We start from the raw sequence: 24,885 nt of genomic DNA on the forward strand, positions 1-24,885 counted from the left end.
ACGACCCCTGGACGTGTGCTGCGTGACGCAGCTCAGGGAAGCGAGATCACCTGGCTGGCGTCGGGCGCCTTGATGCCGAGGTCCTCGTTCCACTTGGAGAAGTCGAGCTGGCCCGGGCTCTTCGCGGAGCCGGTGAAGCGGACGACCTCGAGCTTGTCCTTCGACACGTAGAGCGCGCCCTCGGTCTTGCCCTTGGTGTCAGTGATGACCCAGCAGTCGATGCCGTTGACGGTCTCCTCGCCCACGTCGGAGGAGACCTGGTCGGGCGTCACGGCCCCGAAGGCCTTCTCGAGGAAGGCCTTGAGGCTGAGGCTCTCGGTCATCGAGGCAGCCGAGGCCGGCGCCTTGATGAACTTGTCCTTGGCGGCGAGCACCTTGGCCGGAGCGTTCTGCTTCTTCCAGAAGGTCTCATCACCCTGGATGAAGATGCCCTCGGGCACCGAGATGACGCGGGCCTTGCCGTCTCCTGCCGACTCGATCGTGATGTCGGCCGTCTTGCCGTCGCTCGTGCCCTTGAAGTCGATCGCCATCTTCTTGCCGCTGTCCTCGACGTTGCCGGCGAAGGCGCCGGACATCGCGGCCAGGGCGTTGGTCTTCGCCTTGTCGAGCACCTCGCTGGCCGTCGGCGCGTCAGCCGCTGCGGTGGTCGTGCTCGTGGCTGCCGGGGTCGAGCCCGCCGACCCGGTCGCGCCGGTAGTCGGCGTCTCGGACTTGGAGCAGGCCGCTGCTCCGAGGCTGATGGTGAGCGCGCCGGCGAGCGCGACCACACGCGTGGTCATGGTCTTCATGGGTTCCCCTGGTGGTCTGGGCGGGGCCGCGATGGGCGGCAGTGGCCTCACCGGAGCGCGGGGCGCAACCTTCGGCGGAGCCGAGAGGGGGCCTGCGCAACGGGTCGGAGCCAGCCTACCCGTCACGGCGAGACGCAGGTCATGGCCGGCGGCCTGTCCAACCGGTGTGAGGACGTCCTACCATCGTGGGACTGAGCAAGCGCTTAGTCGCCCGACGCACCGCCGCACGGGCGCCGACGCAGTGCAGGAGAACCCCGTGACCGAAGCCGTCATCGTCTCGACCGCCCGCTCCCCGTTCGGCCGGGCCTTCAAGGGCTCGCTCAAGGACGTGAGGCCCGATGACCTCGCCGCGACCGTCATCCAGGCCGCCCTCGACAAGGTGCCGGGGCTCGACCCGCGGCTCGTCGAGGACCTCTACCTCGGCTGCGCGGAGCCGTCCGGTCGGCACGGGTCCAACATGGCCAAGGTCGTCGCCACGCTCCTCGACCTCGACGCGACCCCGGCCGCGACGATCAACCGCTTCTGCGCCTCCTCCGCCCAGACGACGCGGATGGCCTTCCACGCCATCAAGGCCGGCGAGGGCGACATCTTCGTCTCGGCCGGCGTCGAGTGCGTCTCGCAGTACACCGACTGGGCCGGTGCCGGCGGCGCCAAGGAGGACCAGCAGAACGGCCGCTTCGCCGAGGCCCAGGCCCGCACGAAGCGCATCGCCGAGAGCAACGAGACGTGGACCGACCCGCGCGAGGAGGGTCGGCTGCCCGACATCTACATCGCGATGGGCCAGACGGCCGAGAACGTCGCGACGGCATACGGCATCTCCCGCGAGCGCCAGGACGAGTGGGGCGTCACGAGCCAGAACCGCGCCGAGGCGGCCATCGGCCGAGGCTTCTTCGACTGGGAGATCAGCCCCGTCACCGCCCCTGACGGCACCGTCGTCACCAAGGACGACGGCCCCCGTGCGGGTGTCACGCTCGAGGCCGTCCAGGGTCTGAACCCGGTCTTCCGCCAGCAGGGCACGGTCACGGCCGGCAACTGCTGCCCGCTCAACGACGGTGCAGCGGCCCTCGTCATCATGAGCGACACCAAGGCCAAGGAGCTCGGGCTCGAGCCGCTCGCCCGCGTCGTGTCGACGGCCGCGACCGGCCTCTCCCCCGAGATCATGGGCCTCGGTCCGGTGGAGGCGACCAACCTCGCCCTCAAGCGGGCCGGCCTGTCGATCGGCGACATCGACCTCTACGAGATCAACGAGGCCTTCGCCGCCCAGGTCATCGGGTCGGCCGATCAGATCGGCATGGACTACGACAAGCTCAACGTCAACGGCGGTGCCATCGCCATCGGCCACCCCTTCGGGGCCACCGGCGCCCGCATCACGGGCACCCTCATCAACGCCCTGCGCGAGCGCGACGAGCAGTTCGGGCTCGAGACGATGTGCGTCGGCGGCGGCCAGGGCATGGCCGTCATCTTCGAGCGCCTCAGCTGACCGCAACCCCCGCAATCGAAAGAGGACTCCCCAATCGAAAGAGCGATCCGTCGGCACAGCATGCCGACGGATCGCTCTTTCGATTGGGGAGGAGTGTTCCTGTCGACCCGGCGGGGTGCCCGACGACGTGCTCTCTCGACTCAGAGGGAGCGGCGTATGCCGGCCAGCTCCTCCGCGACCGCGGCTGCGTCGGTGCCGGGCTGGGCCCGGAAGAGGTCGTGGACCATGACGGTCAGCTGGTCCATTACGACTGCGGGGCCGAGGTCGGGCACCTGCCGGGCCGCAGCCCCGCGAGACCCGGCCACGCGGTCGGCCAGCGACTGGACGAGGACCCGGACGGACGGCATACGCGAAAGCGCGTGGTCGAGCGGCAGCTGGTGCCACCGCTCGACCACGCGCCGGAGCTCGTCGGACACCTCGTGCGGGGTCGGCGAACCCACGCTCGACGGTGTCACGAGGGTGTCAGTCGCGCAGGCGCGCGAAGAGACGGACGAACTCGATGTAGAGCCAGACGATCGAGACGATCAGACCGTGGGCGAGCAGCCACGAGTACTTCTTCGGGGCGCCGACCTGCACGGCGTGGTCGATCGAGTCGAAGTCGATGGCCAGCGAGTAGGACGCGAGGCCGACACCGAGCAGCGACAGGATGATGCCGAGGCTGCCGCTGCCGCCGAAGCCCCAGCCGCTGATGACGCCTGTCCAGAGCAGGACGACCTGCAGCAGCGAGAAGAGGGCGTAGCCGACGATCGCGAAGAAGAACATCCGGCGGGTCTTGGCGTTGACCTTGACGAAGCCGGTGGCGTAGCCGATGTACATCGCGACGAACACGCAGAGCGTCGCGAGGACGGCCATCTGCACGACGCCTTCGTACTGCGGGATGGAGTTGATGTACTGGCTGAAGGCGCCGAGGAAGGCGCCCTGCAGCACGGCGTAGACCATGATGAGCGGGACGGAGACCTTCTTCATGAAGGCGATTCCGAGCCCGATGACGAGCGTGCCGATCATGCCGCCCATCCAGAAGAGCAGCGTCATGCTCGGGTTGGCCGCGGTCCACGCCCACGAGACGCCGGCGACAGCGACCGTGAGGACGAACAGCGCCGCGCTCTTGATGATGATGTCGTCGATGGTGACGCGACCGGTGTCGGCCGGGCCGGCCGCCTGCCGCGCGTACATGTCGTTGAGCTGCTGCGCCGTCATCGCGTCCTGGGTCGCGTAGCCCGTCGTCGCCGCCTGCGTGCCCTGCTGCGCCGGCTGCTGCGGACTGCCCTGGGGCGCGCCGAAACCGGCGTAGCGCTCCTTCTCGATCTGCTTGTTGAGCCGGTCGAAGACCGGGTTTCCACCTGCCATGTGAGTGCGCTCCTAAAAGCACTGGGTGCCACGTCCCGCTCCTGGGCGTGGCGACTGTCCCCAAGCGTAAGCGAACGCGCCCCTGTGAAAGGTTCCCCACTCTGTGCGCGCGACGGGTGAGACGAGATCGTGACGCGACGCTCGCGTGGGGCGGGGAGCCCGGGCACGCTCGCGTGGGGCGGGGAGCCCGGGCGGCGGCATACTGGGGCGGCGCCCCCGTGGCCCAACTGGCAGAGGCAGGCGACTTAAAATCGCCACTGGTGAGGGTTCGAGTCCCTCCGGGGGTACATAGAAGGCGGAAGCGGACGCCGTGACGTGTGATCTGCAGCACGATCTGGTCACAGACCGCCCGTGTCGTGAGCGAGATGCACGAGCCCACGCGTGCGGGGGCATAGACTAGAACAGCATTCAGGGTCCAGGGGCGGTTTCATCGCGTTCACTTTTCGGACCACCAGCCACGCGCACAACGGCGAGCCACGGCGAGAAGAAGAAGAGCAGCGACGATACGCAACGAGGAGTCGAGAGTGCTGGAGCAACGTGTCGTGGGCACGCCCCCGACGGTTCTGGCGCGTCCCGACGCCGTGCGGCTGGCCGTGACCCACTGGTTGACCCGCCTCGCCACGGCTCTGCACCTCGCGTGGGCCGACCCGATGGTCCGCCGCGGCACGCTCGGCATGGGCCTCGTCAGCGCCGGCTCGCTGACTCCGGCCTTCCTGCCGCCCAAGGCGCCGATCATCGAGCAGCTCCACCTCGGGTGGCTCGGCGAGGGCGTCGGCCGCTTCGCCGCGACCGTGCTCATCATCGCCGGCCTCGCCCTGCTCGTCGACGCCTGGCTGCGGATGCGCCCGCGCAACGGCCGCCGCGTGCCGAGCCTCACCTGGGTCTTCTGGAGCCTGCCCGTCCTGCTCGCTCCCCCGCTCTTCAGCCGCGATGCCTACAGCTACGCCGCGCAGGGCCTCATCGTCCAGCGCGGGCTCGACCCCTACGCCTACGGCCCCTACTGGGTCCCCGGTCAGTACGCCGACCAGGTCGACCCGATGTGGATGCTCACGCCCGCGCCCTACGGTCCGCTCGCGCTCCAGGTGCAGCACTTCATCGTCGCGATCACGGGAGACAACGCCTACCTCGCTGCCGTGCTCATGCGCCTGCCGGCGCTGGCCGCGGTCGCGCTGCTCGCGTGGACGCTGCCGCGCCTCGCCAAGCGCTTCGGGGTCAGCCCGTCGCACGCCCTGTGGCTCGCCGTGCTCAACCCCCTCGTCATCATGCACTTCGTGGGTGGCGCCCACGGCGACGCCGTCATGGTCGCTCTCGTCGCCCTCGCGCTCTACGTCGCCAGCCTCGGGCGCTTCTGGGTCGGCGCCGCGCTCATCGCTGCCGCAGCGAGCTACAAGCAGACCGGTGCGCTGGCGCTCGTCGGGGTCATCGGCATGGCGATGCAGGCCGACGGAACGGCAGGCCTGGGTGCGTCGGCCCGCCTCCGCTCCCTCATCCGCCACGGCATCACGCTGACCCTCGTCACCATCGCCTCCTTCACGGCGATCACGGTGCTCACCGGGCTCGGCTGGGGCTGGACCTCCAACCTCTCGGTCCCCGCGAGCCTCCGCTCGCTCATCGCCCCGCCGACCTTCGTCGGCGCGTCGATCGAGTGGTTCATGAACCTCGCCGGTATGCCGCTCGCGACCGCCGCGGCCGCCGTGCCCATCGCGCAGAGCATCGGCCTGCTCGTGGGCCTCGTCTCGATCGGCGTCATCGTCTGGCGCGTCGGCCCCCGCAAGCCGGTGCTGGCCGCTGCCGGCGCGCTGCTCGCGCTCGTCGCCTCCGGCCCCGTCATCCACCCGTGGTACCTCCTGTGGGGCGGCGTCCTCCTCGGGGCCGTGCGCCTCTCGGAGCGGGCCACCCGGGCCGTCATCTTCGTGACGCTCTTCTTCGTCACCTACGGCGCGGTCGATGCGACCGTCTCCAACGGCACGTGGGCGCTGGGCGTGTCCGCAGCGATCTGGATGATCGGCCGGTTCGTCGTCTCGCGCCGAGGCAGTGGTGAGCCCGCCGCGCCCGAGCGGGCGATGCGGCCCGTCGGCGCCAGCGCTGCCTGAGCCGCTCGGCGCCAGCGCTGCCTGAGTCCGCCGGGCGCAGGTCACCCGGCGAGGGTGATGATCCGGGCAAGGGGTACTTCCTAGCCTTGGATCAAGAGGCTCCGCCCCGGAGTCCTCACCCCCATAAAGAGGTGCTCCGTGAATTTCTGGCAGTTCTTCTGGCTCCTCGTGTGGAGCTTCTTCTTCGTCGCCTTCCTCATCGCGCTCTTCCAGATCGTCGTCGACCTGTTCCGCGACCAGGAGCTCAGCGGCTGGTGGAAGGCCCTGTGGCTCATCTTCCTGCTCTTCGCTCCCGTCCTCGGCGCGCTGGTCTACCTCATCGCCCGCGGCAACGGCATGGCCAAGCGCCAGATGCGTGACGCGACCGACGCCAAGCAGGCGACCGACGCGTACATCCAGTCCGTTGCCAAGCAGAGCAACCCGGCCGAGCAGATCGCGACGGCGAAGGGACTGCTCGACAGCGGCGCCATCTCGCAGGCCGAGTTCGACGCCCTCAAGGCCAAGGCTCTCACCTGAGTACCTGACCACCTGGGCAGCTGGCCAGGCGGCCGGAACGTCACCGTGGACCGGGCCCCAAGGGGCCGGCCCACGGTGGTCGGTCCGGCCGCTTGTCCGTGTGCGGGTGGGCGTGGACCGGGTGCGTCGGAGCCCGAGCCCGAGCTCACGTCAGAGCCCAGGTGCGCTCGGTCAGCGGGAGAGCTGGCTAAGAGCGATGCCGTCGAGGATGTCGTGCTCGGAGGTGACGATCTCGGTGATGCCACTGCGCTGGGCCACCCGCGCGACGATGCGGCGCCACACGAGCCCGCCCGCGCCGATGACGTCGACGCGCCCGGGGTGCAGGTAGGGCAGGGCGGCACGCTCGGCCCGCGTCATCGACAGCAGGTCGCTCGATGCCGCGATCATCGCCTCGGGCGTCGACCGCGTGAGGTGCACGCGCTCGGCCGAGTAGGCCGGCAGCCGGAGCAGGTGGGCGGTGATCGTCGTGACGCTGCCCGCCAGTCCCACGAGGGTGGCGACCCCGTCGAAGGGCACCGACTGCTCGGCCAGGTCGATCGCCGCGTCGATGTCTGCAGTGGCCGCCTCGATCTCCGCCTGCGTCGGCGGGTCGGTCGCGAGGTGCCGCTCCGTCAGGCGCACGCAGCCGATGTCGACCGATCGCGAGGCCTCGACGTGGTCGGTGCCTCGCACGAACTCCGTCGATCCGCCACCGAGGTCGACGACGAGGTAGGGGCCGCGCACGCCGAGGGCCGCAAGACCCCCGGTCGCTCCGCTGAACGAGAGCGACGCCTCCTCCTGACCGCTCACGACCTCGGGCGCGACCTCGGCGCCGAAGTCCTCCTGGAACGCGGTGCGCACGCCGGAGATGAACTCCTCGGCGTTGCGCGCGTCGCGGGAGGCGGAGGTGGCCACGAAGCGGACACGCTCGGCGCCCAGCTCACGGCACGTCACGGCATACTCCCGCGTGACGCGCAGCGTGCGCTCCATGGACTCGGGCGCGATGACCCCGGTGCGGTCGACACCGTGGCCGAGGCGCACGATCTCCATGCGTCGGTGGAGGTCGACGAGCGAGCCGGTGGCGGGGTCGATGTCGGCGACGAGCAGGCGGATCGAGTTGGTGCCGCAGTCGATCGCGCCGACGCGGAGAGTCGGCTCAGCCACGATCACCCTCAGTGTCGGGGTCGGTGGGCACGCGGTCCTCGGCGGCGTCCTCCGCGGCGTGCAGGGCGGCGCACGACGTCGGCGTCCACCAGTCGTCGAGCATGGCGAGCGCCTCGTCGCCGAGGGGATTGACCCCTGGCCCCGCCGCGAGCGAGTGCGCGACGAGCACGTGGAGGCACTTGACCCGGGTCGGCATGCCGCCCGCCGAGACCCCGTCGATCTCGGGCACGTCGCCGAGCTCGGCGCGGCTCGACAGGTAGTGCTCGTGGGCCGCGCGGTAGGCGTCGGCGAGCTCGGCATCGTGTCCGAGCCGCTCGGTCATCTCACGCATGACCCCGGCGGTCTCGAGGGTGCTGACGGCCCCGGTGAGGCGCGGGCAGGTCGCGTAGTACGTCGTCGGGAAGGGGGTGCCGTCGGGCAGCCGGGGCTCGGTGCGCAGCACGTCGGGCTCGCCGCACGGGCAGCGGTGAGCCACCTCGGCCACTCCGCGGGGCGGACGGCCGAGCTGGCGGCGCACGGCCTCGAGGTCGTGCTCCTCGACCGGCGGGCGGCTGCGGGTGTCGTCGGTGCTCATCGGGTCGCGGTGACGCCCGCGGTGGGCCGGTCTGCGATCTGGACCGACTGCCACACCTTGCCGTACCACGGCGCCGAGTCGTTCGCGAGGGGTGCGGCCACGGCCGGGCGCTCGGCCGCCGCCGCGCTCGCCTCGTTGGGCGAGGCGTCGATGACGGTGTAGGCGCGGTCACCGACGCGCACGAACTTCAGCCGCTCGCGGGCCTGGAGCTCGATGTAGGCGGGGTCCTTCCACAGCGCGGCCTGGCGGGTGAGGTCGGCGACGGACTGCTGCTGCTGGGCCACGCGGTCCTGCATGGCCGAGGTGTCACCACGTTGCTGGATCAGCGAGCGCAGGGTCGGCACGAGGGTCACGGCGAGCATGACGACGATGGTGAGCAGGATCGCTCCCCGCACCCAGCCCGTCGACGCCGAGGGCGGCTCGGGAGCAGGGGTGCGTGGCCGTGCCGCGAGGCCGGGGCGCTCCTTGCCCGGACCGGACCGGGCCGGACGGGCGGCGCCGCCCGTCCGGGTGGGAGTGCGAGCTGCTCCGGCCGGACGCGCCCCCGCCGAACGGGGGCCTGTCGTGCGCGCCGTCGACGAGCGGGCGGCCGAGGACCGGGCACCGCTCGCCGGTCGGGGGTTCGGGGCCGGACGCGCACCATCGCCCCGGCCGCTCGAGGAGCGGCCGGGGCGAGGCGGCGTGCGGTCCGCCACGATCAGGCCTGGGTGCCGTAGCGGCTCGAGTCGAACCGCGGGAAGGCGCCGACACCGGCATACACGGCGGCGTCGTCGAGCTCCTCCTCGATGCGCAGCAGTTGGTTGTACTTCGCGACGCGCTCGGAGCGGGCCGGCGCGCCGGTCTTGATCTGGCCGCAGTTCGTCGCGACGGCGAGGTCGGCGATCGTGACGTCCTCGGTCTCGCCGGAGCGGTGGCTCATCATGCAGCGGTAGCCGTTGGTCTGCGCCAGCATGACGGCGTCGAGGGTCTCGGTCAGCGTGCCGATCTGGTTGACCTTGACGAGCAGGGCGTTGGCGGTGCCAGAGGAGATGCCGCGCCCGAGCCGCTCGGGGTTGGTGACGAAGAGGTCGTCCCCGACGAGCTGCACCTTGTCGCCGAGCAGGTCGGTCATCGCCTTCCAGCCGTCCCAGTCGTCCTCGTCGAGCGGGTCCTCGATCGAGACGAGGGGGTATGCCGCGACGAGCTCGCCGTAGTAGGCGACCATCTCGTCGGCGCTCTTCGAGCCACCCTCGAACGTGTAGGAGCCGTTGTCGTGGAACTCGGAGGCGGCGACGTCGAGGGCGAGCGCGATGTCGCGACCGGCGACGTAGCCCGCTGCCTCGATCGCCTCGACGATGAGGTCGAGCGCCGCACGGTTCGACTCGAGGTCGGGCGCGAAGCCACCCTCGTCGCCGAGGCCTGTCGCGAGGCCGCGCTCGTGCAGCACCTTCTTGAGGGCGTGGTAGACCTCGGCGCCCCAGCGCACCGCCTCGCGGAAGGTGGGCGCGCCGATGGGGGCGATCATGAACTCCTGGATGTCGACGTTGGAGTCGGCGTGCGACCCACCGTTGAGGATGTTCATCATCGGGACCGGCAGCACGTGGGCGTTGGGCCCGCCGACGTAGCGGAAGAGCGGCAGACCCGCCGACTCGGCGGCGGCGTGGGCGACCGCGAGCGACACGCCGAGGATGGCGTTCGCGCCGAGGTTCTCCTTGTTGGCCGAGCCGTCGAGGGCGAGCATCTCGGCGTCGATGAGACGCTGCTCGCTCGCCTCGAAACCGACGAGACGCGGGTTGATCTCCTCGATGACCGCGTCGACGGCCTGGAGGACGCCCTTGCCGAGGTAGCGGCCCTTGTCGCCGTCGCGGCGCTCGGACGCCTCGAAGGCACCGGTGGACGCGCCCGACGGCACGGCCGCCCGGGCGAAGGTGCCGTCGTCGAGCCGCAGCTCGACCTCGACGGTGGGGTTGCCGCGCGAGTCCAGGATCTCGCGCGCGCCGATCTCCTCAATGGTGGCCACTGACACTCCTCGACAGATCGCGCCCGGAACGAGCGCGGTAGGGGTTGGTGAAGGAATCGCTCCGAGCGTAGTCCCCGGCGCACCGCCCCTGCCGGAGCGACCCGGTATCCGGTCCGGCGGGCTTCAGACGGGCCGACCCGACCGCGGCGTCCGACTGCGACGCTTTTGCGGTGCTAGCACGTCTTGTCCGAAGAGTCGTCACGATTTGGGTCAAGAGAGTCCCCAAAAAGTCTCCGCATCCGGCATACTCACACGTAGCCTGAGCCGGGGGGCCGGAAGCAGGGCGAGGTCTCCAGGGGTGGGGGCCGAACGGGATCGGCGTCATGAGCGCCGGGTTTGGGGATAGGTGCATGGGTCTGCCCATGGGGGAGTCAGGGATCGCGCTGATGGATGTCAGCTCGCGGCCGACCACACAACCGCTGACCGACCGCACCCGCAGCCAACGGCTGCTGCAGACGGCGATCGCGGGCGGTGACCTCGTCGTCATCGTCCTCGCCACCGCCCTTGCCGCAGTGGGCCGCACGCGCCTCGGGATGTTCGATCCGACTGCCGACATCAACGACGTCGCGCAGTCGGTCGGCCTCTGGATCGTCGCCGCCTGGATGCTCGCCAACGTCGCCATGGGCACCTACGCCCGGGCCCACGTCGGCGCCGGCACCGTCGAGTACGCCCGCATCTGCAGCGCGGCCGGCATCACGGCAGGCACCATCGGCATCATCAGCTACCTGACGAAGTTCAACCTCTCCCGCGGCTTCTTCGTGCTGCTCTTCGCGATCGGGGTGCCGCTGCTGCTGCTGTGGCGCTGGCTCGCCCGCCGGCTCGTCCACCGCGCGCACGCCCACGGGCACCTGCTGACCCGGGTGCTCATCACCGGCTCCGCATCGCACGTCGACGACGTCGCAGCCGTGCTCGAGCGGGAGTCGTGGCTCGGCTACCGCATCGTCGGAGCCCTCGTCCCCTCCTCCGCGACCACCGTGACCTCGACCCCGCGAGGGGTGCCCGTCGTCGGTCTGAGCGCCCGCACTGCCGATGCCGTCAGGCGCGAGAAGGCCGACCTCGTCGTCTTCACCGAGGGCGCGTTCCCGTCCGCGGTCGACTTCCGCCGCATCGCCTGGGACCTCGAGGGGCACCACGTGCAGATGGCCGTCGTGCCGAGCCTCAGCGACATCTCCTCGGGCCGCATGACGATGCGTCCGGTGGGCGGTCTCCCCCTCGTCCACGTCGAGCAGCCGCAGAGCCTCGGCGCCTCCCGCGGGCTCAAGCGGGTCTTCGACCTCGTCGGCGCCAGTGTGCTCCTCGTGCTCGCCCTGCCGCTCATGATCGTGTGCGCCGTGCTCGTCAAGAGCGGCGACGGCGGCCCGGTGCTCTTCCGTCAGACCCGGGTCGGGCGTGACGGCTTTCTCTTCGAGTGCCTCAAGCTGCGCAGCATGGTGGTCGACGCCGAGGCCCAGCTCTCCCGCGTCACCCATCTGACGAGCGACCCCGACAACCTCCTCTTCAAGGCGACCCGCGACCCTCGGGTGACGCGCATCGGGGCCTTCATGCGCCGCTTCTCCATCGACGAGCTGCCGCAGCTCTTCAACGTCATCTCGGGCGAGATGAGCCTCGTCGGCCCCCGACCGGCCCTGCCCGCGGAGGTGCGCCGCTACCACCCCGACGTGCAGCGCCGCCTCCACGTGCGCCCCGGCATGACCGGCCTCTGGCAGGTCTCCGGCCGCAGCGACCTCTCGTGGGACGACACGGTCCGGCTCGACCTCTACTACGTCGACAACTGGTCGATCGTGCAGGACCTCACCATCATGGCCAAGACCATCCATGCGGTCCTGCGCAGCCGCGGAGCCTACTGACCCCGACGCTGACGCCGACCCTGACCCTGACGGCGTCTCTCCGAGCCCGTATGCCGTGAGGCCGGCTCAGATCGAGGAGCCGGCGCTCGCATCGGCGAGCGCCCGCAGGGTCTCGCGCAGGGCCGCCTCCGCGTCGAGGCCCTCGGCCCGCGCCTCGCGCACGAGCTGCAGCAGTCGGGCTCCGAGGTCGCCCGGTGCCACGGCTGCGTCGACGAGGTCGGAGCGGCCGGCCTTGTCGAGGCGAGCGACGTACTTCTCGGCCCGGGCGAGGGCCGGCAGCGACACCGGAACGCCCTCGACCGGATGGGTCCGGTGCTGCTTCTCCTGCGACTTGATGGCGTCCCAGTTGGCGGCGACCGCGTCGGGGGTGTCCGCCTCGACGTCGGCGAAGACGTGCGGGTGTCGGCGCACGAGCTTCTCGACGAGCTCGCCCGCGACGTCGTCGATGTCGAAGGGTTCGGTCGGGTGCTCCTGCGCGACCCGGGCCTGGAAGGCGATCTGCAGCAGCAGGTCCCCGAGCTCCTCCTGCATGTGGGCAGCGTCGCCGCTCTCGATGGCCTCGATCGCCTCGTGGGTCTCCTCGAGGAGGTAGGGCACGAGCGAGGCATGGGTCTGCTCGGCGTCCCACGGGCAGCCGCCGGGCGAGCGCAGCCGGTCCATGACGGCGACGACGTCGAGCAGGCGGGCTCCGGGCACGTCGAAGGAGCCGATGAGCAGCTCGACGTCGGGGGGCTCGGCCAGTCGGGTCACCTCGACGGCGACGGCCTCGCTGAGGCCGGGGTCCCCGTCCGCGGAGCCCACCCAGACGACGGGCCGCTCCCCCGCCTTCTCGGCGAGGGCGACGAGGGACCGGGCGAGCGCAGCCGGGTCACCGATGCCCTCGGTGCCTTCGGTGCCTTCGGTGCCTTCTGCGCCCTCGGTGCCGTCAGGTGGCTCGACGGCGATGCCGGCCTCGACCACGGCGGCGGTCTGCGGCTCGTCGGGAAGGCCCCGGACGGCATACGCCTGCTCGAGGGTCGTCCACGCCTCGCGCGTCAGCAGCCCCGGGGCGATGCGGGGGGTGGAGACGAGCAGGACGAGACGGCCGCTCACGGGCTGGGCTGGTCGCTGCGTCGCGGGCTAGGACGCGGGCGTCGTGGCCGGCGCGGAGGACGGCTTGATCCAGTTGGGCGAGGACTGCCCGACGCTGAAGTAGATCGGGGCCTGGTCGTTGTGGACGACCGCGCCGAAGCGGGGGTTGACCGAGATATCGGCCTTCTTGAGGCCGGCGCGGTAGGCCTCGACCTCGGCCGGCGTCATCTTCTGCGCCTGGATGAGCGCCACGGCGGAGACGAAGTCCTTGGTCGCCTGGGTCGCATCCGGGATCGTCGTCATCACCTGGGCATACGTCGCATCGGGCTTCCAGCCGCCCGACGGGGCGACGGCGTTCTCGAGGAGGGGCGCCGCGATGAGCGCTGTCAGCACGACGTTCTCGGTGAAGTCGTACTTCGCGGCCTGCAGCTGGTTGTAGGTCGTCTCGACGTCCTCCTGCGTGATGACCTGGCCGTTGACGACGGCAGCAGCCTGCTGCCGGGTCTCGAACCCGCACCCACCGAGCAGCGAGGCGGCGGTGGCTCCGGCCACGAGGGCTGCGGCGAGTCGCCTCGGCGACCGGGCAGCGGACCGGACCGGGTGTGCCGGTCGTGCGGACTGAGCCTTCACTGTGTTCCTCCTCTGGCGGATGCGTCAGTCATCTTACGGGGCGCGGGTGCCCGCGCTCACCACGGCATGCCCGGCGGCGATGTCGTCGAGCAGCACGGCGGTGATGAGCTGGCGCGCCCACGCCAGCACCTCGACGCCACGCAGCGGTTTGCCGCCGACCCGGGCCGTCATCGGGGCCGGCACGAGGATGGTGCCGAGCGCCTCCTTGACGAGGGTTCCGGGATAGAGCCGCATGAGGCGCAGCTGCTGGCTCTCGCGCAGGTCCGTGACGGGACCGAACCGCACGACCTTGCCCTGCAGGCCGATGTCGCCGATGTGCGCCCGGCGAGCGACGACCCGCAGCCGCGCGACCTCGAGGAGGTTGCGCACCGGCTCCGGCGGTGCACCGTAGCGGTCGCGCAGCTCGGCCTCGATCTCGTCGACGCCCTCGTCGGTCTCGACGGACGCCAGCTTCTTGTAGGCCTCGAGGCGCAGGCGCTCCCCCGGCACGTAGTCATGCGGGAGGTGAGCGTCGACGGGCAGCTCGATCTTGATCTCGGCCGGCACGTCGGAGGTCTCACCCCGGAAGTCGGCGACCGCCTCGCCGATGAGCCGCACGTAGAGGTCGAAGCCGACACCCTGGATGTGGCCCGACTGCTCGCCGCCGAGCAGGTTGCCGGCGCCGCGGATCTCGAGGTCCTTCATCGCGACGGCCATGCCGGAGCCGAGGTCGGTGTTGCTCGCGATGGTGCGCAGCCGGTCGTGCGCCGTCTCGGTCATCGGCTTCTCTGGCGGGTAGAGGAAGTAGGCGTAGGCCCGCTCACGTCCACGACCGACCCGGCCGCGCAGCTGGTGCAGCTGGCTGAGGCCGAGCATGTCGGAGCGCTCGACGATGAGGGTGTTGGCGTTGCTGATGTCGAGGCCGGTCTCGACGATCGTCGTGCACACGAGCACGTCGAAACGCTTCTCCCAGAAGTCCTCGACGACCTGCTCGAGCTTGTGCTCGCCCATCTGGCCGTGGGCGGTGGCGATGCGCGCCTCGGGCACGAGCTCACGCAGGCGTGCGGCCGCCTTCTCGATGCTGCTCACCTTGTTGTGGACGAAGAAGACCTGCCCCTCGCGCAGCAGCTCACGGCGGACCGCGGCCGTGATCTGCTTCTCGTCGTAGGGCCCGACGAAAGTGAGCACCGGGTGGCGCTCCTCGGGCGGGGTGGCGAGCGTCGACATCTCGCGGATGCCGGTCACCGCCATCTCGAGCGTGCGCGGGATGGGCGTGGCCGACATCGACAGGACGTCGACCGCGGTGCGCATCGTCTTCAGCAGCTCCTTGTGCTCGACTCCGAACCGCTGCTCCTCGTCGATGACGACGAGGCCGAGATCCTTGAACGTCACGTCCTTGGCGAGCAGCCGGTGCGTGCCGATGACGAGGTCGATGGTGCCGTCGGCGAGGCCGGCGAGCACGTCCTTGGCCTCCTTGTCGGTCTGGAAGCGCGACAGCGAGGCGACCCGCACGGGGAACTGCGCGTAGCGCTCGGCGAAGGTCTGCTGGTGCTGGCTGACGAGCAGGGTCGTCGGCACGAGGACCGCGACCTGCTTGCCGTCCTGGATCGCCTTGAAGGCGGCGCGGACGGCGATCTCGGTCTTGCCGTAGCCGACGTCGCCGCAGATGAGCCGGTCCATCGGGACCTGCTTCTCCATGTCGGCCTTGACCTCGTCGATGCTGCTCAGCTGGTCGGGCGTCTCGACGTAGCCGAAGGCCTCCTCGAGCTCGCGCTGCCACGGGGTGTCGGGCGCGAAGGCGTGGCCTCGCGTCGCCTGGCGGGCGCTGTAGAGGCGGATGAGGTCGGCTGCGATCTGCTTGACGTAGCGCTTGGCCCGCGACTTCGTCTTGCTCCAGTCGGTGCCGCCCATCTTGTTGAGCGAGGGCTCCTCGCCGCCGACGTACTTCGTCACCTGGTCGAGCTGGTCGGTGGGCACGTAGAGGCGGTCGCCGGGCTGGCCTCGCTTGGACGGGGCGTACTCGATGACGAGGTACTCGCGGGTGGCGCCCGAGACGGTGCGCTGCATCATCTCGACGAAACGGCCGACGCCGTGCTGCTCGTGGACGACGAAGTCGCCCGTGCGCAGCTGGAGCGGGTCGACCTGGTTGCGCCGTCGCGACGGCATGCGCCGCATGTCCTTGGTCGAGGTGCCCGACCCCGGCTGGCCGGTGAGGTCGGTCTCGGTGACGACCTCGAGGCGCTCACCCTCGTGGGCGAAGCCACGACCGAGCGGCGCCGTCGTCACCCCGACGTGGCCGGCCTCGACCGTGCCAGCAGTGTCACCGGTGCCGGTGGCCGCCGACAGGGACCGCACCGCGACCTCGTGCTCGCGCAGGACCTCTTCGACGCGCTTGGCGAGACCGGGGCCTTCGGTGACGACGGTGACGCGCCAGCCGTCGGCGACCCGCGAGCGAAGGTGGGCGACGGCGCGCTCGGTGTCGCCGCGGAAGGCCTCGGTGTCGACGGTGCGGACCGCGAGGCGCTCGTCGACGTCGTCGTCCTCGATGACGAGCTCGTCATCGGCGGCGAAGGGGCTGAGGGTCCACCACGACCGGTCGTGAGCGGTCGCGTGGGCCCGCACCTGGGCGAGCGTCCAGTAGGAGGCGCTGCCGAGCAGCGACTGTAGGTCGACGGGCACCTGGTTGCCGGCGGCGGCGTTGGCCCAGCTGGCCTCGAGGAACTCCTCGCTCGTCGCGACGAGGTCGTGGGCGCGGCGGCGGATCCGCTCGGGGTCGGCGAGCAGCACGATGGCGCTGGCGGGCAGCACGTCGAGCACCGACTCCATGCCGTCGACGAGGGCGGGGGCGAGCGACTCCATCCCCTCGACTGCGATGCCCTCGGCGACCTTCGAGAGCATCTCGGAGACACCGGGCAGCTGGTCGGCGAGAGCCCTGGCGCGGGCGCGCACGTCGTCGGTGAGCAGCAGCTCGCGGCAGGGTGGTGCCCACAGGCCGTGCTCGGCGATCTCGAGCGAGCGCTGGTCGGCGACTTTGAACCACCGCACCTCCTCGACCGTGTCGCCCCAGAACTCGATGCGGACCGGGTGCTCCTCGGTCGGCGGGAAGACGTCGAGGATGCCGCCGCGCACGGCGAACTCGCCGCGCCGCTCGACGAGGTCGGTGCGGGTGTAGGCGGCGGCCACGAGGGCGTCGACGACGTCGGTCAGCGCACGCTCGTCACCGGGTCGCAGGGCGACCGGCTCGAGGTCACCGAGGCCCTTGGTGAGCGGCTGGAGCACCGCTCGCACGGGCGCCACGACGACCGACAGGGGGCCGTATGCCGCGTCGCCCGGGTCGGGGTGCGCGACGCGCCGCAGCACGGCCAGGCGTCGACCGACGGTGTCGCTGCGAGGCGAGAGCCGCTCGTGGGGCAGTGTCTCCCAGGAGGGGAACACGGCAACTGCCTCAGCCGGCAGGAAGGCGCCGAGCGAGGAGGCGAGGTCCTCGGCCTCGCGGGTCGTCGCGGTCACGACGACGACGGGCGCGGCCTTGGGCCCGACCTGGGCCTGCTGCGCGAGCGCAGCGACGAGGAAGGGTCGGGTGCCGTCGCTCGCCGAGACGTCGACGAGGCGTGCGCGACCGACCTGCTGGAGGACGTGGTGGACATCGGGGAGCGCCCTGAAGGCGGACAGCAGAGGATGCGACATCAGGCTCACCAGTCTAGGCGGCGGCACCGACGGTCCTCGCCACGCCGGTCGAACGGCCGGAGCAGCGTCGCGGCGGCGGCACACCTCGTGCCGGGCGACCGCGCCGGCCGTCGGTCCCCGCCTGACCGGGACGGGTCGGGCTGGACCCGTTCAGGCCGGTTACCCCTGGGCGGCAGCCGTCAGCGCGGGGCGTGGAAGCGCTGCTGCGCGTCGAGCAGACCCACCTCGATGAGGGCTTCGACCGCGTCGGCTCCGTCGTCGATCAGGAAGGGCAGCACGTCGGTGCGCTCGGCCTTGGAGAAGTCCTTGAGGACGAAGTCGGCCGGGTCCTGCCGGCCGGGCGGGCGGCCGATGCCGAGCCGCACCCGGAGGTAGTCCTTGGAGCCGACCGACTGGGAGATCGAGCGCAGGCCGTTGTGGCCGCCCTCTCCCCCACCCTGCTTGAGGCGCACGAGCCCCGGTTCGATGTCGAGCTCGTCGTGCAGCACGATGAGCCGCTCGACGGGCACGTCGTAGTACTTGAGCAGCCCGGCGACCGGACCACCCGACACGTTCATGTAGGTGGACGGCACGGCGAGCACGACCTTGGGGCCGGGAACACGAAGGCGCACCTCGGCGACGCGTGCGCGTGCCTTGTGCGCCTTGAACGAGGCGCGGCCACCGGTGGCGTCGCGGGCGGCCAGCTCCTCGATGGCCATGGCGCCGACGTTGTGTCGGTTACCGGCGTACTCCGGACCGGGGTTGCCGAGTCCGACGACGAGCCAGGTGTCCATGACCTTCCTCGATGGGTAGTGCGGGTGATGCGGTCACGCGGCCGGGCGGCATACGGCAGCCGCCCGGCGCGTGGACGCGAATGCGCTGGTGGCTCAGGCCTCGTCGGCCGGAGCCGCCTCGGTGGACTCCGCCGACTCGCCGGCCTCGCCCTCGGCGGACGCGGCCTCCTCGTCGGACTCCTCGCGCTCGATGCCGGCCTCGGCCTCGGCCTCGGCGAGCTCGGCCTCGAGGGCCTCCTCGGAGATGGCCTGCGTGACGTTGACGACGAGGGCGTCCTCGTCGGTGACGAGGGTCGCGCCCTCGGGCAGCTCGACAGCCCCGGCGTGGATCTGCGTGCCGGCCGTGAGGCCCTCGACGGAGACGACGACGTTCTCGGGGATGTTGGTCGCGAGCACCTCGAGCTGGAGGGTGTTGTTGTCGAGCGTCACGACGGTCTCGGGAGCGGCCTCGCCCTCGAGGTGGACGGCGACGTCCACGGTGACCTTCTCGCCCTTGCGGACGACGACGAGGTCGACGTGGTCGATGACCGGCTTGATCGGGTCGCGCTGCACGTCCTTGGCCAGGGCGAGCTGCTCGTCACCGTCGATGACGATGGTCAGCAGGGCGTTGGCCTGCTTGAGAGCCATCATCGTGTCGTGGCCCGGCAGCGAGATGTGCACGGGGTCCGTGCCGTGGCCGTACATGACGGCGGGGATGTTGCCGGCGCGGCGGATCTTGCGCGCGGCGCCCTTGCCGAAGTCGCTGCGCTTCTCGGCGGTGAGCTTGGTGGTGTCGGACACGGGAGACTCCTGGAGATCGGGGGCTGAGGCGGTGGCTGGCCTCGACGCGGGACACCGCGCGGGTGTTCGGTCGGAAAGAGGTGGTCCGCACGCAGAGGCGGACCGGACCGGAGCACTCCCTGGTCAGGTCGCCCGCGTCGATCACGGACTGCGTGCTGGCCAGCCGAAGCCAGCCGTGCGCCGTCCCTCGCCGAGGCAACTTCTCGATCTTACGGGACGGTGCGTCCCGCCACGAAATCTGCCGGACGGGCTCGGCTCAGGGCGCGGCGGACCGGGTGATCGCGAACGAGTCGGTGAACGTGCCGCCCTCGGTCCGCACGAACGACACGCGCAGGTCGGACGGCGTCGCCCGGACGTCGACGTAGCCGTGGGTGGGGTTGCTGCCGGCCCCAGACGCGGCCTCGAAGTAGGGCGCCTCGCTGTCGGACGAGGACGGTGCCCGGAGGGCGACGCCACCGGTCCCGACGGTCGTGAAGACGGTGCCGGCACCCGCGACGAGGTCGCGCCCGGAGTTGGCGACGCAGGCGGGGGTGAAGGTGCCGACGGTGACTCCGGCGCACCCCGGACCCTCCGCCAGCTGGGCCGTGCGCTCGTAGAGGTGCTCGTGCCCCGAGAGCACGAGGTCGACCCGCTCGGAGACGAGCAGGTCGAGCAGGTCGGCCCCGACGTCGCAGGCGTGCACGCCCGTCGTGAGACAGGGTTTGTGCATGCCGACGACGACCCAGGGCACCCCGGCGCTGCGGGCCGACTCGATGGCCTTGGACGTCCACGCGAGGTGCGACGAACCCGCCGCGTAGCTCCACGTGCCGTCGGGAAAGGTGAGGGCGGGCGAGATCATGACGAAGCGCACGAGGGGGGCGCTGCTCGGCACGTCGACGTAGTACTCCCGCGGGTAGTCGCCGACGAGGCCCGGCAGGCGGTTCGGCAGGCAGGCGGCGAAGTCGGCGATGTTGCCGTTGCTGCCGTCACTGTCGTGGTTGCCCGGCAGCAGCTGGAACGGCAGGTCGGTGCCGACCCGGTCGGTGACGAAGCGGCACCACTGCTGCTCCTCGCCCACCCGGCCGTAGGACAGGTCGCCGAGCGCGAGGTGGAGGTCGGGCTTGCTGGCGCCCACCGCCGTGAGGACACTGCTCGTCGCTGCGGTCGAGCCGTAGTCGCCGGCGGCCGTGAAGTGCAGCCGCTCTGCGGGCGGGGTCCGCGTGGCCGGGGCCACCGGGTCGTCCGTCTGGGGCACGGCGACGCACGCCGCCACCCCCGACAGGAGCAGCGCCCCCACGAGGGCCGAGCCCCCACGCCAGCGCATACCTCAGCCTAGTCGGGGTGCGCTGCCGTCGCGTCGTCGCCCGACGCTGCCGTATGCGTGGAGCGCGGGTCGCGCGCATCCGCCGGGTCGCTGCCGTGTGGGCGACGCGACTCGTCGGCCCGGACCGCGACGACGCCGCCGACGATGAGCGCTCCCCCGACGAGCTGGATCGGCGCCGGGAGCTCGGCGAGGACGATCCAGGCGAAGAGCACGGCGAAGAGCACCTCGGTCAGCGCGACGAAGGAGGCCACCTTCGGACCGAGCAGCCGCACCGCGACGATTCCGGTGACGTAGGCGAAGGCTGCGGCGACGAGCGCGATGACGAGGATCGGCACCCACCAGGGCACGACGACCCCGCTCAGCACGACGTCAGACGCGCCTCGCGTCGTGTCGAGCAGGCCGCTCAACCCGGCGACCCACAGGGCGACCGCGCCGACTGTGAGGCCGCCACCCGCGAGACCGAGCGCCGGCACGTCGTCGTCGACGTGGGCGGCGAGCAGGAAGTAGAGGACGAGGCAGACGGCGGCGCCGAGACCCCAGAGCACACCGACGAGGCTGACGGTCGCGCCGCCACCGACGACGTCGAGCACGAGCAGCAGCCCGATGACGGCGAGCCCGACGCCGAGGACGGTGAGGCGGCGGGGCCTCTGGCGGTGGCGACCCCACAGCCAGAGCACGATGAGCACGGGAGCGAGGTACTCGAGGAGCAGGGCCACGCCGACGGACAGGTGCGTCACGGCGTAGAAGTAGGCGAGCTGGCAGCCGGCCACGCCGGTCAGGCCGTAGCCGACGACGACCCAGGCGTTGCGCCGCATGGCTCCCCACCGACCGCGCAGCGCGAGGAGGGTCGGCACGAGCAGCACGAGCGCGGCCAGGGTGATGCGCAGGGTCACGACCGACCCCGGCGCCCACCCGGCGACGAGCAGCGACTTGGCGAAGGCCCCCGAGGTCGCGAAGGCCGCGGCCGAGACGAGCGCGACCGAGAGCCCGACGACGGGGTGGCGCGGGGGCGCCTGGCGCAGCGTGGTCGGTGACACCGGTGGCGCCGGTGTGGCCGTCGCCGACACAACCGCGCGATCTGCTCGCGTCACGCCTCCAGGTCCTGCCACGACTCCACCTCGTTCTCTGCTGCGACACGCCCACCCCGACTGATGTCAGGACCGAAATCACTTAGACTCATGACGCTAGCCGTCGTCGACGTCAGGAGTCAAGATGGTCTTCGCCCATGACACCGAGGTGGCCCTCGAGGGCGCAGCCGCGCTCGTCAACACCATGCCCGGCTCCGTGCCCGGTGACTCCAGCCCCGACACCCTGACCACCGTCGAGCAGCTCGAGACCCTCTTCGCGGCCCAGCGCTGGACCGGTCGCTTCGACCGCGACGCGAGGGAGCTCGCCGCCGTGCGCGCCATGCGCCCCCGCCTCCGGGAGCTGTGGGAGCTCGACGAGCCGGGCGTCGTCGAGCTCGTCAACACCCTGCTCGCCGAGTCACGCGCCGTGCCGCAGCTCGTCGACCACGACGACGTCGGCTGGCACATCCACGCCACCGCGCCCGACGCGCCCCTGGCCCAGCGGATGGCCGTCGAGGCCGCGATCGCCGCGATCGACGTCGTGCGAACGGGCGAGCTCGGCCGCCTGCGCATCTGCGAGGCGGACGACTGCGACGACGTCGTCATCGACCTCTCGCGCAACCGGTCGCGCCGCTTCTGCGAGGGTGGGTGCGCCGCCCGAGCACACACCGCGGCCTACCGCGCGCGCGCCCGGAGGGCCGCAACAGAGGCGTAACGCCGACGAAACTCCTTGTGCCACAACGTCTGCGAGGTTCGCATCGGCGTCCTCACCGAGGATGCCCCGGTCTCCAGCCCACGTCGCCCTCGTTCGGGCTGCCCGGTCTCGTCATGCAGGCACAGGAGCAACCACGTGACCCATCTCGAGCACCTCACACCCCGGCGGATCATCGCCGTCCTCGTCGTCCTCGCCCTCTGCGCCGCCACCGCCGCGGCGTCGTGGGCGCTCGGGCGCAACACGTCCGACCCGGTCGGGTCGGCACCCGCCGGCCGCGTCCTCTCTCCCGGCCTCACCCCGGAGCTGACAGCCGACCTCGCGACCAACGTCGCCTACCAGCAGGCTCTCGTGACCGCGCCGAGCGGCAAGCCGAAGGTGACGGTCATCGGCACCGGGGGCACGATCGCCGGAGTCGCCACCAACCGCGGCAGCTTCACGAACTACCGCGCCGGCCAGATCCCCATCGCCGACCTCGTCGACGACCTGCGACCCGAGATCGACGCGGTCGCCGAGGTCGAGACGATCCAGTTCGGCAACAAGGGCTCGGGCGGCTACACGATCGCCGAGTTCCACGCCCTGACGCTCGCTGTCGACAAGGCGCTCAAGACCTCCGACGGCGTCGTCGTGACGAGCGGTACCGACACGATGGAGGAGTTCGCCTACTGGCTCGACCTCACGGTCCAGAGCCGCAAGCCGGTCGTCATGACCGGCGCGATGCGTCCGACCGCAGCGGGCGCCGTCGACGGCCCCGGCGTCATCGGCGCCGACGGCCCGGCGAACCTCTACAACGCGATCACCCTCGCCGGCAGCCGCGTCACGACGTGCTTCGGCACCGTGCTGATGCTCGGCGACGAGTTCCACGCCGCCCGCGACGTCACGAAGACGAGCGCCTACCGCATGGACACCTTCCAGACCCGGGAGCTCGGTGTCCTCGGCTGGATCGACGGCTCGAACATCAAAGTCGGCCGGGCGCCAGCGCGCGTCGCCACGTGCGACAACCCGCAGCGCTGGGCCACGCCGTTCGACCTGTCGAAGATCGCGCCGACGGCCATCCCCCGCACCGAGATCGTCTACGGCTACCAGCAGGCCGGCGGCGAGGCGATCACCGGCTTCGCCGACGCGGGCGTCAAGGGCATCGTCACGGCGGGCACCGGCGCCGGCGGCCTCTCCGGCGCCCAGGGCACGGCGCGCACGGCGGCCGTCGCAAAGGGTGTCGTCTTCGTCAGCACGACGCGCACGGGGTCGGGCTCGGTCTACGGCGGCGCCACGGGCAGCGTCATCGCCGGTGACGACCTGCTGCCGCAGAAGGCACGCCTGCTCCTCATGCTCAGCCTCGCCTACGCCCAGGGCGACGTCGACAAGGTCCGCACGTGGGTGACGACGATCGGCAACCCCGAGTGGGACACCCTGGCCAGCTCGGCCGGCACGCCTCCGGGGCAGCTCAAGCCCGCCGCGTGACGGGCTGACCCACCGCACACCGAGGCGGTATGCCGCTGGGCCGGCCCAGCGGCATACCGCCTCCCGTGTCGTCGGGCGCGGTCGCACTCGTCGAACCGGGCAGTCGGGTATGACTGTCGGGTGACACGACGGTGGCTCTTCGCCGACCAGCTCAGACCGCACTTCACGACGGGGCGCGGCGGGGTGCTGCTCGTCGAGAGCCGTGCCGCGCTCGGCCGCCGGCGCTACCACCGGCAGAAGCTGCACCTCGTTCTGTCGGCCCTGCGCCACCGCGCCGCCGAGCTCGGCGAATCCGCCATGCTGCTGCGCACCGACACCTACGGCGAGGCCCTCGCCGAGCTCGGTGAGCCCGTCCGTGTGCACGAACCGACGTCGTATGCCGCCGACGCCTTCGTGCGCCGGCGGCTCGAGACCGGCGAGGTCGAGGGCATCGACCCGACACCGGGGTTCAGCCTGCCCAAGGAGGACTTCGCGCGGTGGGCGGGCGGGCGACGGCAGCTGCGGATGGACGACTTCTACCGCTTCCAGCGCCAGCGTCTCGACCTGCTCGTCGAGGGTGACCACCCCCTCGGTGGCCGATGGTCCTTCGACGAGGACAACCGCGAGCCACCGCCGAAGGGGGCGCGGACGCTCGGGGTGCCCGCGGCATACCGACCTCGGGAGAGCGACATCGACGCCGAGGTGCGCGACGACCTCGACCGATGGACCCGCGACGGGGGCCTCGAGACGGTGGGCGAGGACGGACCGAGGCTCTTCGCAGTGACCCGGCGGGAGGCGCTGGCCGCGCTGGAGCGCTTCGTCACGCAGCGGCTGGGGGCGTTCGGCCCGCACGAGGACGCGATGCTGCGCGGTGACTGGGCCATGGCGCACAGCCTGCTGTCGGTGCCGCTCAACCTCGGGCTGCTCAGTCCGGTCGAGGTCGCCGAGCGTGCGGTGCAGGCGCTGCGCGACGGGGACGCGCCGCTGCCCTCCGTCGAGGGCTTCGTGCGCCAGGTGATCGGGTGGCGTGAGTACGTCTGGCACACCTACTGGCACTTCGGCCCCGCCTACCGGCGCCGCAACGGGCTCGGCGCCACGGGCGGCATACCGGCGTGGTTCGACGACCTCGAGGCCGACCGGGTCGACGCGGCCTGCCTGTCCGACGTCCTCGAGGGGGTGCGTGACCGCGGCTGGGTGCACCACATCCCGCGCCTCATGGTGCTCGGCAACTGGGCCGCGCAGCGGGGCTACCACCCCGAGGCGCTCACCGAGTGGTTCCAGACGCGGTTCGTCGACGGCTACGACTGGGTCATGCCGCCCAACGTCGTCGGCATGAGCCAGCACGCCGACGGCGGCGCCATGGCGACCAAGCCGTACGTGTCAGGCGGCGCCTACATCGACCGGATGAGCGACTACTGCGGCGGCTGCCGCTACAACCCGAAGAAGCGGGTCGGCGACGACGCCTGCCCCTTCACGGCCGGCTACTGGGCCTACCTCGACCGCAACGCCGAGCGTCTCGCGGGCAACCACCGCATGGCGCGGCCGCTCCAGGGACGCCACCGCCTCACGGACCTCGCCGCGCTCGTCGAGCAGGAGCGGGTGCGCGGCGACGCCCCGCCCTGAGCGGGCTGTCGGTCGGCCGGCGGCCGTGAGCCC

Annotated in this window: 21 protein-coding genes and 1 tRNA gene; 8 read left to right on the forward strand and 14 right to left on the reverse strand. The window is 71.5% G+C overall.

Annotated features, from left to right (window positions below; translation table 11 throughout):
* Positions 1 to 32 precede the first annotated feature (32 nt).
* A complete protein-coding gene (locus FHX52_RS10600; RefSeq protein ID WP_141821847.1) occupies positions 33 to 788 on the reverse strand; it encodes a hypothetical protein in 756 nt (251 codons plus the stop codon).
* A 256-nt stretch (positions 789 to 1,044) separates the two neighbouring features.
* Between FHX52_RS10600 and FHX52_RS10605 the strand changes: the two genes are divergently transcribed.
* Positions 1,045 to 2,268: an acetyl-CoA C-acetyltransferase gene (locus FHX52_RS10605; RefSeq protein WP_141821848.1), complete on the forward strand. Its 1,224-nt coding sequence runs from the start codon at positions 1,045 to 1,047 to the stop codon at positions 2,266 to 2,268.
* A 140-nt stretch (positions 2,269 to 2,408) separates the two neighbouring features.
* Here FHX52_RS10605 and FHX52_RS10610 read toward each other — a convergent pair whose 3' ends face one another.
* Positions 2,409 to 2,708, reverse strand: coding sequence for a hypothetical protein (locus tag FHX52_RS10610; RefSeq protein WP_141821849.1), 300 nt, complete (start codon positions 2,706 to 2,708; stop codon positions 2,409 to 2,411).
* 22 nt (positions 2,709 to 2,730) lie between these two features.
* A complete protein-coding gene (locus tag FHX52_RS10615) occupies positions 2,731 to 3,615 on the reverse strand; it encodes a Bax inhibitor-1/YccA family protein (RefSeq protein WP_141821850.1) in 885 nt (294 codons plus the stop codon).
* Positions 3,616 to 3,827: 212 nt separating this feature from the next.
* On the opposite strand from FHX52_RS10615, the gene FHX52_RS10620 reads away from it, so the two are divergent.
* The 3 genes from FHX52_RS10620 to FHX52_RS10630 all read left to right on the forward strand — a co-directional run bounded on the left by FHX52_RS10620 (position 3,828) and on the right by FHX52_RS10630 (position 6,224).
* Positions 3,828 to 3,902: transfer RNA gene (locus FHX52_RS10620), tRNA-Leu, on the forward strand.
* Between the two features lie 237 nt (positions 3,903 to 4,139).
* Positions 4,140 to 5,708 carry a polyprenol phosphomannose-dependent alpha 1,6 mannosyltransferase MptB gene (mptB, locus tag FHX52_RS10625; RefSeq protein WP_141821851.1) on the forward strand — a complete coding sequence of 523 codons (1,569 nt, stop codon included), beginning with the start codon at positions 4,140 to 4,142 and terminating at the stop codon, positions 5,706 to 5,708.
* Between the two features lie 138 nt (positions 5,709 to 5,846).
* Positions 5,847 to 6,224 carry an SHOCT domain-containing protein gene (locus tag FHX52_RS10630; protein ID WP_141821852.1) on the forward strand — a complete coding sequence of 126 codons (378 nt, stop codon included), beginning with the start codon at positions 5,847 to 5,849 and terminating at the stop codon, positions 6,222 to 6,224.
* 171 nt (positions 6,225 to 6,395) lie between these two features.
* Here FHX52_RS10630 and FHX52_RS10635 read toward each other — a convergent pair whose 3' ends face one another.
* Genes FHX52_RS10635 through eno form a run of 4 tightly spaced genes read right to left on the reverse strand, consistent with a single transcriptional unit; the run spans position 6,396 to position 9,940 of the window.
* A complete protein-coding gene (locus FHX52_RS10635) occupies positions 6,396 to 7,367 on the reverse strand; it encodes a Ppx/GppA phosphatase family protein (protein ID WP_141821853.1) in 972 nt (323 codons plus the stop codon).
* The gene (locus tag FHX52_RS24310) at positions 7,360 to 7,941 is read right to left on the reverse strand and encodes a DUF501 domain-containing protein (RefSeq protein ID WP_141821854.1); all 582 of its coding nucleotides are present in this window, start codon (positions 7,939 to 7,941) and stop codon (positions 7,360 to 7,362) included. Before FHX52_RS24310 ends, FHX52_RS10635 begins: the two co-directional genes overlap by 8 nt.
* Complete coding sequence (locus FHX52_RS10645) at positions 7,938 to 8,636, reverse strand: FtsB family cell division protein (RefSeq protein WP_141821855.1); 699 nt, start codon at positions 8,634 to 8,636, stop codon at positions 7,938 to 7,940. Before FHX52_RS10645 ends, FHX52_RS24310 begins: the two co-directional genes overlap by 4 nt.
* 2 nt (positions 8,637 to 8,638) lie before the next feature.
* On the reverse strand, positions 8,639 to 9,940 hold the full coding sequence (gene eno / locus FHX52_RS10650) for a phosphopyruvate hydratase (RefSeq protein WP_141821856.1): 1,302 nt from the start codon (positions 9,938 to 9,940) through the stop codon (positions 8,639 to 8,641).
* A gap of 386 nt (positions 9,941 to 10,326) precedes the next feature.
* Between eno and FHX52_RS10655 the strand changes: the two genes are divergently transcribed.
* Positions 10,327 to 11,787 carry a sugar transferase gene (locus FHX52_RS10655; RefSeq protein WP_246069803.1) on the forward strand — a complete coding sequence of 487 codons (1,461 nt, stop codon included), beginning with the start codon at positions 10,327 to 10,329 and terminating at the stop codon, positions 11,785 to 11,787.
* 66 nt (positions 11,788 to 11,853) lie between these two features.
* Here FHX52_RS10655 and FHX52_RS10660 read toward each other — a convergent pair whose 3' ends face one another.
* The 7 genes from FHX52_RS10660 to FHX52_RS10690 all read right to left on the reverse strand — a co-directional run bounded on the left by FHX52_RS10660 (position 11,854) and on the right by FHX52_RS10690 (position 21,047).
* Positions 11,854 to 12,879, reverse strand: coding sequence for a nucleoside triphosphate pyrophosphohydrolase (locus tag FHX52_RS10660; protein ID WP_141821858.1), 1,026 nt, complete (start codon positions 12,877 to 12,879; stop codon positions 11,854 to 11,856).
* Between the two features lie 27 nt (positions 12,880 to 12,906).
* A complete protein-coding gene (locus tag FHX52_RS10665) occupies positions 12,907 to 13,488 on the reverse strand; it encodes a SurA N-terminal domain-containing protein (RefSeq protein ID WP_246069810.1) in 582 nt (193 codons plus the stop codon).
* A gap of 33 nt (positions 13,489 to 13,521) precedes the next feature.
* A complete protein-coding gene (mfd, locus tag FHX52_RS10670; RefSeq protein WP_141821859.1) occupies positions 13,522 to 17,154 on the reverse strand; it encodes a transcription-repair coupling factor in 3,633 nt (1,210 codons plus the stop codon).
* A gap of 179 nt (positions 17,155 to 17,333) precedes the next feature.
* The gene (gene pth / locus FHX52_RS10675) at positions 17,334 to 17,927 is read right to left on the reverse strand and encodes an aminoacyl-tRNA hydrolase (RefSeq protein WP_141821860.1); all 594 of its coding nucleotides are present in this window, start codon (positions 17,925 to 17,927) and stop codon (positions 17,334 to 17,336) included.
* A gap of 93 nt (positions 17,928 to 18,020) precedes the next feature.
* Positions 18,021 to 18,707 (reverse strand): 50S ribosomal protein L25/general stress protein Ctc, encoded by a 687-nt coding sequence (locus tag FHX52_RS10680; protein ID WP_141821861.1) that lies wholly within the window; start codon positions 18,705 to 18,707, stop codon positions 18,021 to 18,023.
* A 256-nt stretch (positions 18,708 to 18,963) separates the two neighbouring features.
* Positions 18,964 to 20,010: a metallophosphoesterase gene (locus tag FHX52_RS10685; protein ID WP_246069812.1), complete on the reverse strand. Its 1,047-nt coding sequence runs from the start codon at positions 20,008 to 20,010 to the stop codon at positions 18,964 to 18,966.
* Between the two features lie 8 nt (positions 20,011 to 20,018).
* Positions 20,019 to 21,047, reverse strand: coding sequence for an EamA family transporter (locus FHX52_RS10690; protein WP_425460106.1), 1,029 nt, complete (start codon positions 21,045 to 21,047; stop codon positions 20,019 to 20,021).
* A 175-nt stretch (positions 21,048 to 21,222) separates the two neighbouring features.
* On the opposite strand from FHX52_RS10690, the gene FHX52_RS10695 reads away from it, so the two are divergent.
* The 3 genes from FHX52_RS10695 (at position 21,223) to FHX52_RS10705 (ending at position 24,852) form a co-directional block, all read left to right on the forward strand.
* A complete protein-coding gene (locus FHX52_RS10695; RefSeq protein ID WP_141821862.1) occupies positions 21,223 to 21,792 on the forward strand; it encodes a CGNR zinc finger domain-containing protein in 570 nt (189 codons plus the stop codon).
* A 135-nt stretch (positions 21,793 to 21,927) separates the two neighbouring features.
* A complete protein-coding gene (locus FHX52_RS10700) occupies positions 21,928 to 23,250 on the forward strand; it encodes an asparaginase (RefSeq protein WP_141821863.1) in 1,323 nt (440 codons plus the stop codon).
* 120 nt (positions 23,251 to 23,370) lie between these two features.
* A complete protein-coding gene (locus FHX52_RS10705; protein WP_141821864.1) occupies positions 23,371 to 24,852 on the forward strand; it encodes a cryptochrome/photolyase family protein in 1,482 nt (493 codons plus the stop codon).
* The last annotated feature ends 33 nt before the right edge of the window (positions 24,853 to 24,885 follow it).

The organism is Humibacillus xanthopallidus (assembly GCF_006717145.1).
GTDB classification, from domain to species: Bacteria; Actinomycetota; Actinomycetes; order Actinomycetales; family Dermatophilaceae; genus Humibacillus; species Humibacillus xanthopallidus.

What these genes read in the sequence shown, in the direction of transcription:
- FHX52_RS10600 (WP_141821847.1), bottom strand. Translation starts at nt 788, where the DNA reads ATGAAGACCATGACCACGCGTGTGGTCGCGCTCGCCGGCGCGCTCACC.
- FHX52_RS10615 (WP_141821850.1), bottom strand. Translation starts at nt 3,615, where the DNA reads ATGGCAGGTGGAAACCCGGTCTTCGACCGGCTCAACAAGCAGATCGAG.
- FHX52_RS24310 (WP_141821854.1), bottom strand. Translation starts at nt 7,941, where the DNA reads ATGAGCACCGACGACACCCGCAGCCGCCCGCCGGTCGAGGAGCACGAC.
- FHX52_RS10655 (WP_246069803.1), top strand. Translation starts at nt 10,327, where the DNA reads ATGGATGTCAGCTCGCGGCCGACCACACAACCGCTGACCGACCGCACC.
- mfd (WP_141821859.1), bottom strand. Translation starts at nt 17,154, where the DNA reads ATGTCGCATCCTCTGCTGTCCGCCTTCAGGGCGCTCCCCGATGTCCAC.
- pth (WP_141821860.1), bottom strand. Translation starts at nt 17,927, where the DNA reads ATGGACACCTGGCTCGTCGTCGGACTCGGCAACCCCGGTCCGGAGTAC.
- FHX52_RS10685 (WP_246069812.1), bottom strand. Translation starts at nt 20,010, where the DNA reads ATGCGCTGGCGTGGGGGCTCGGCCCTCGTGGGGGCGCTGCTCCTGTCG.
- FHX52_RS10695 (WP_141821862.1), top strand. Translation starts at nt 21,223, where the DNA reads ATGGTCTTCGCCCATGACACCGAGGTGGCCCTCGAGGGCGCAGCCGCG.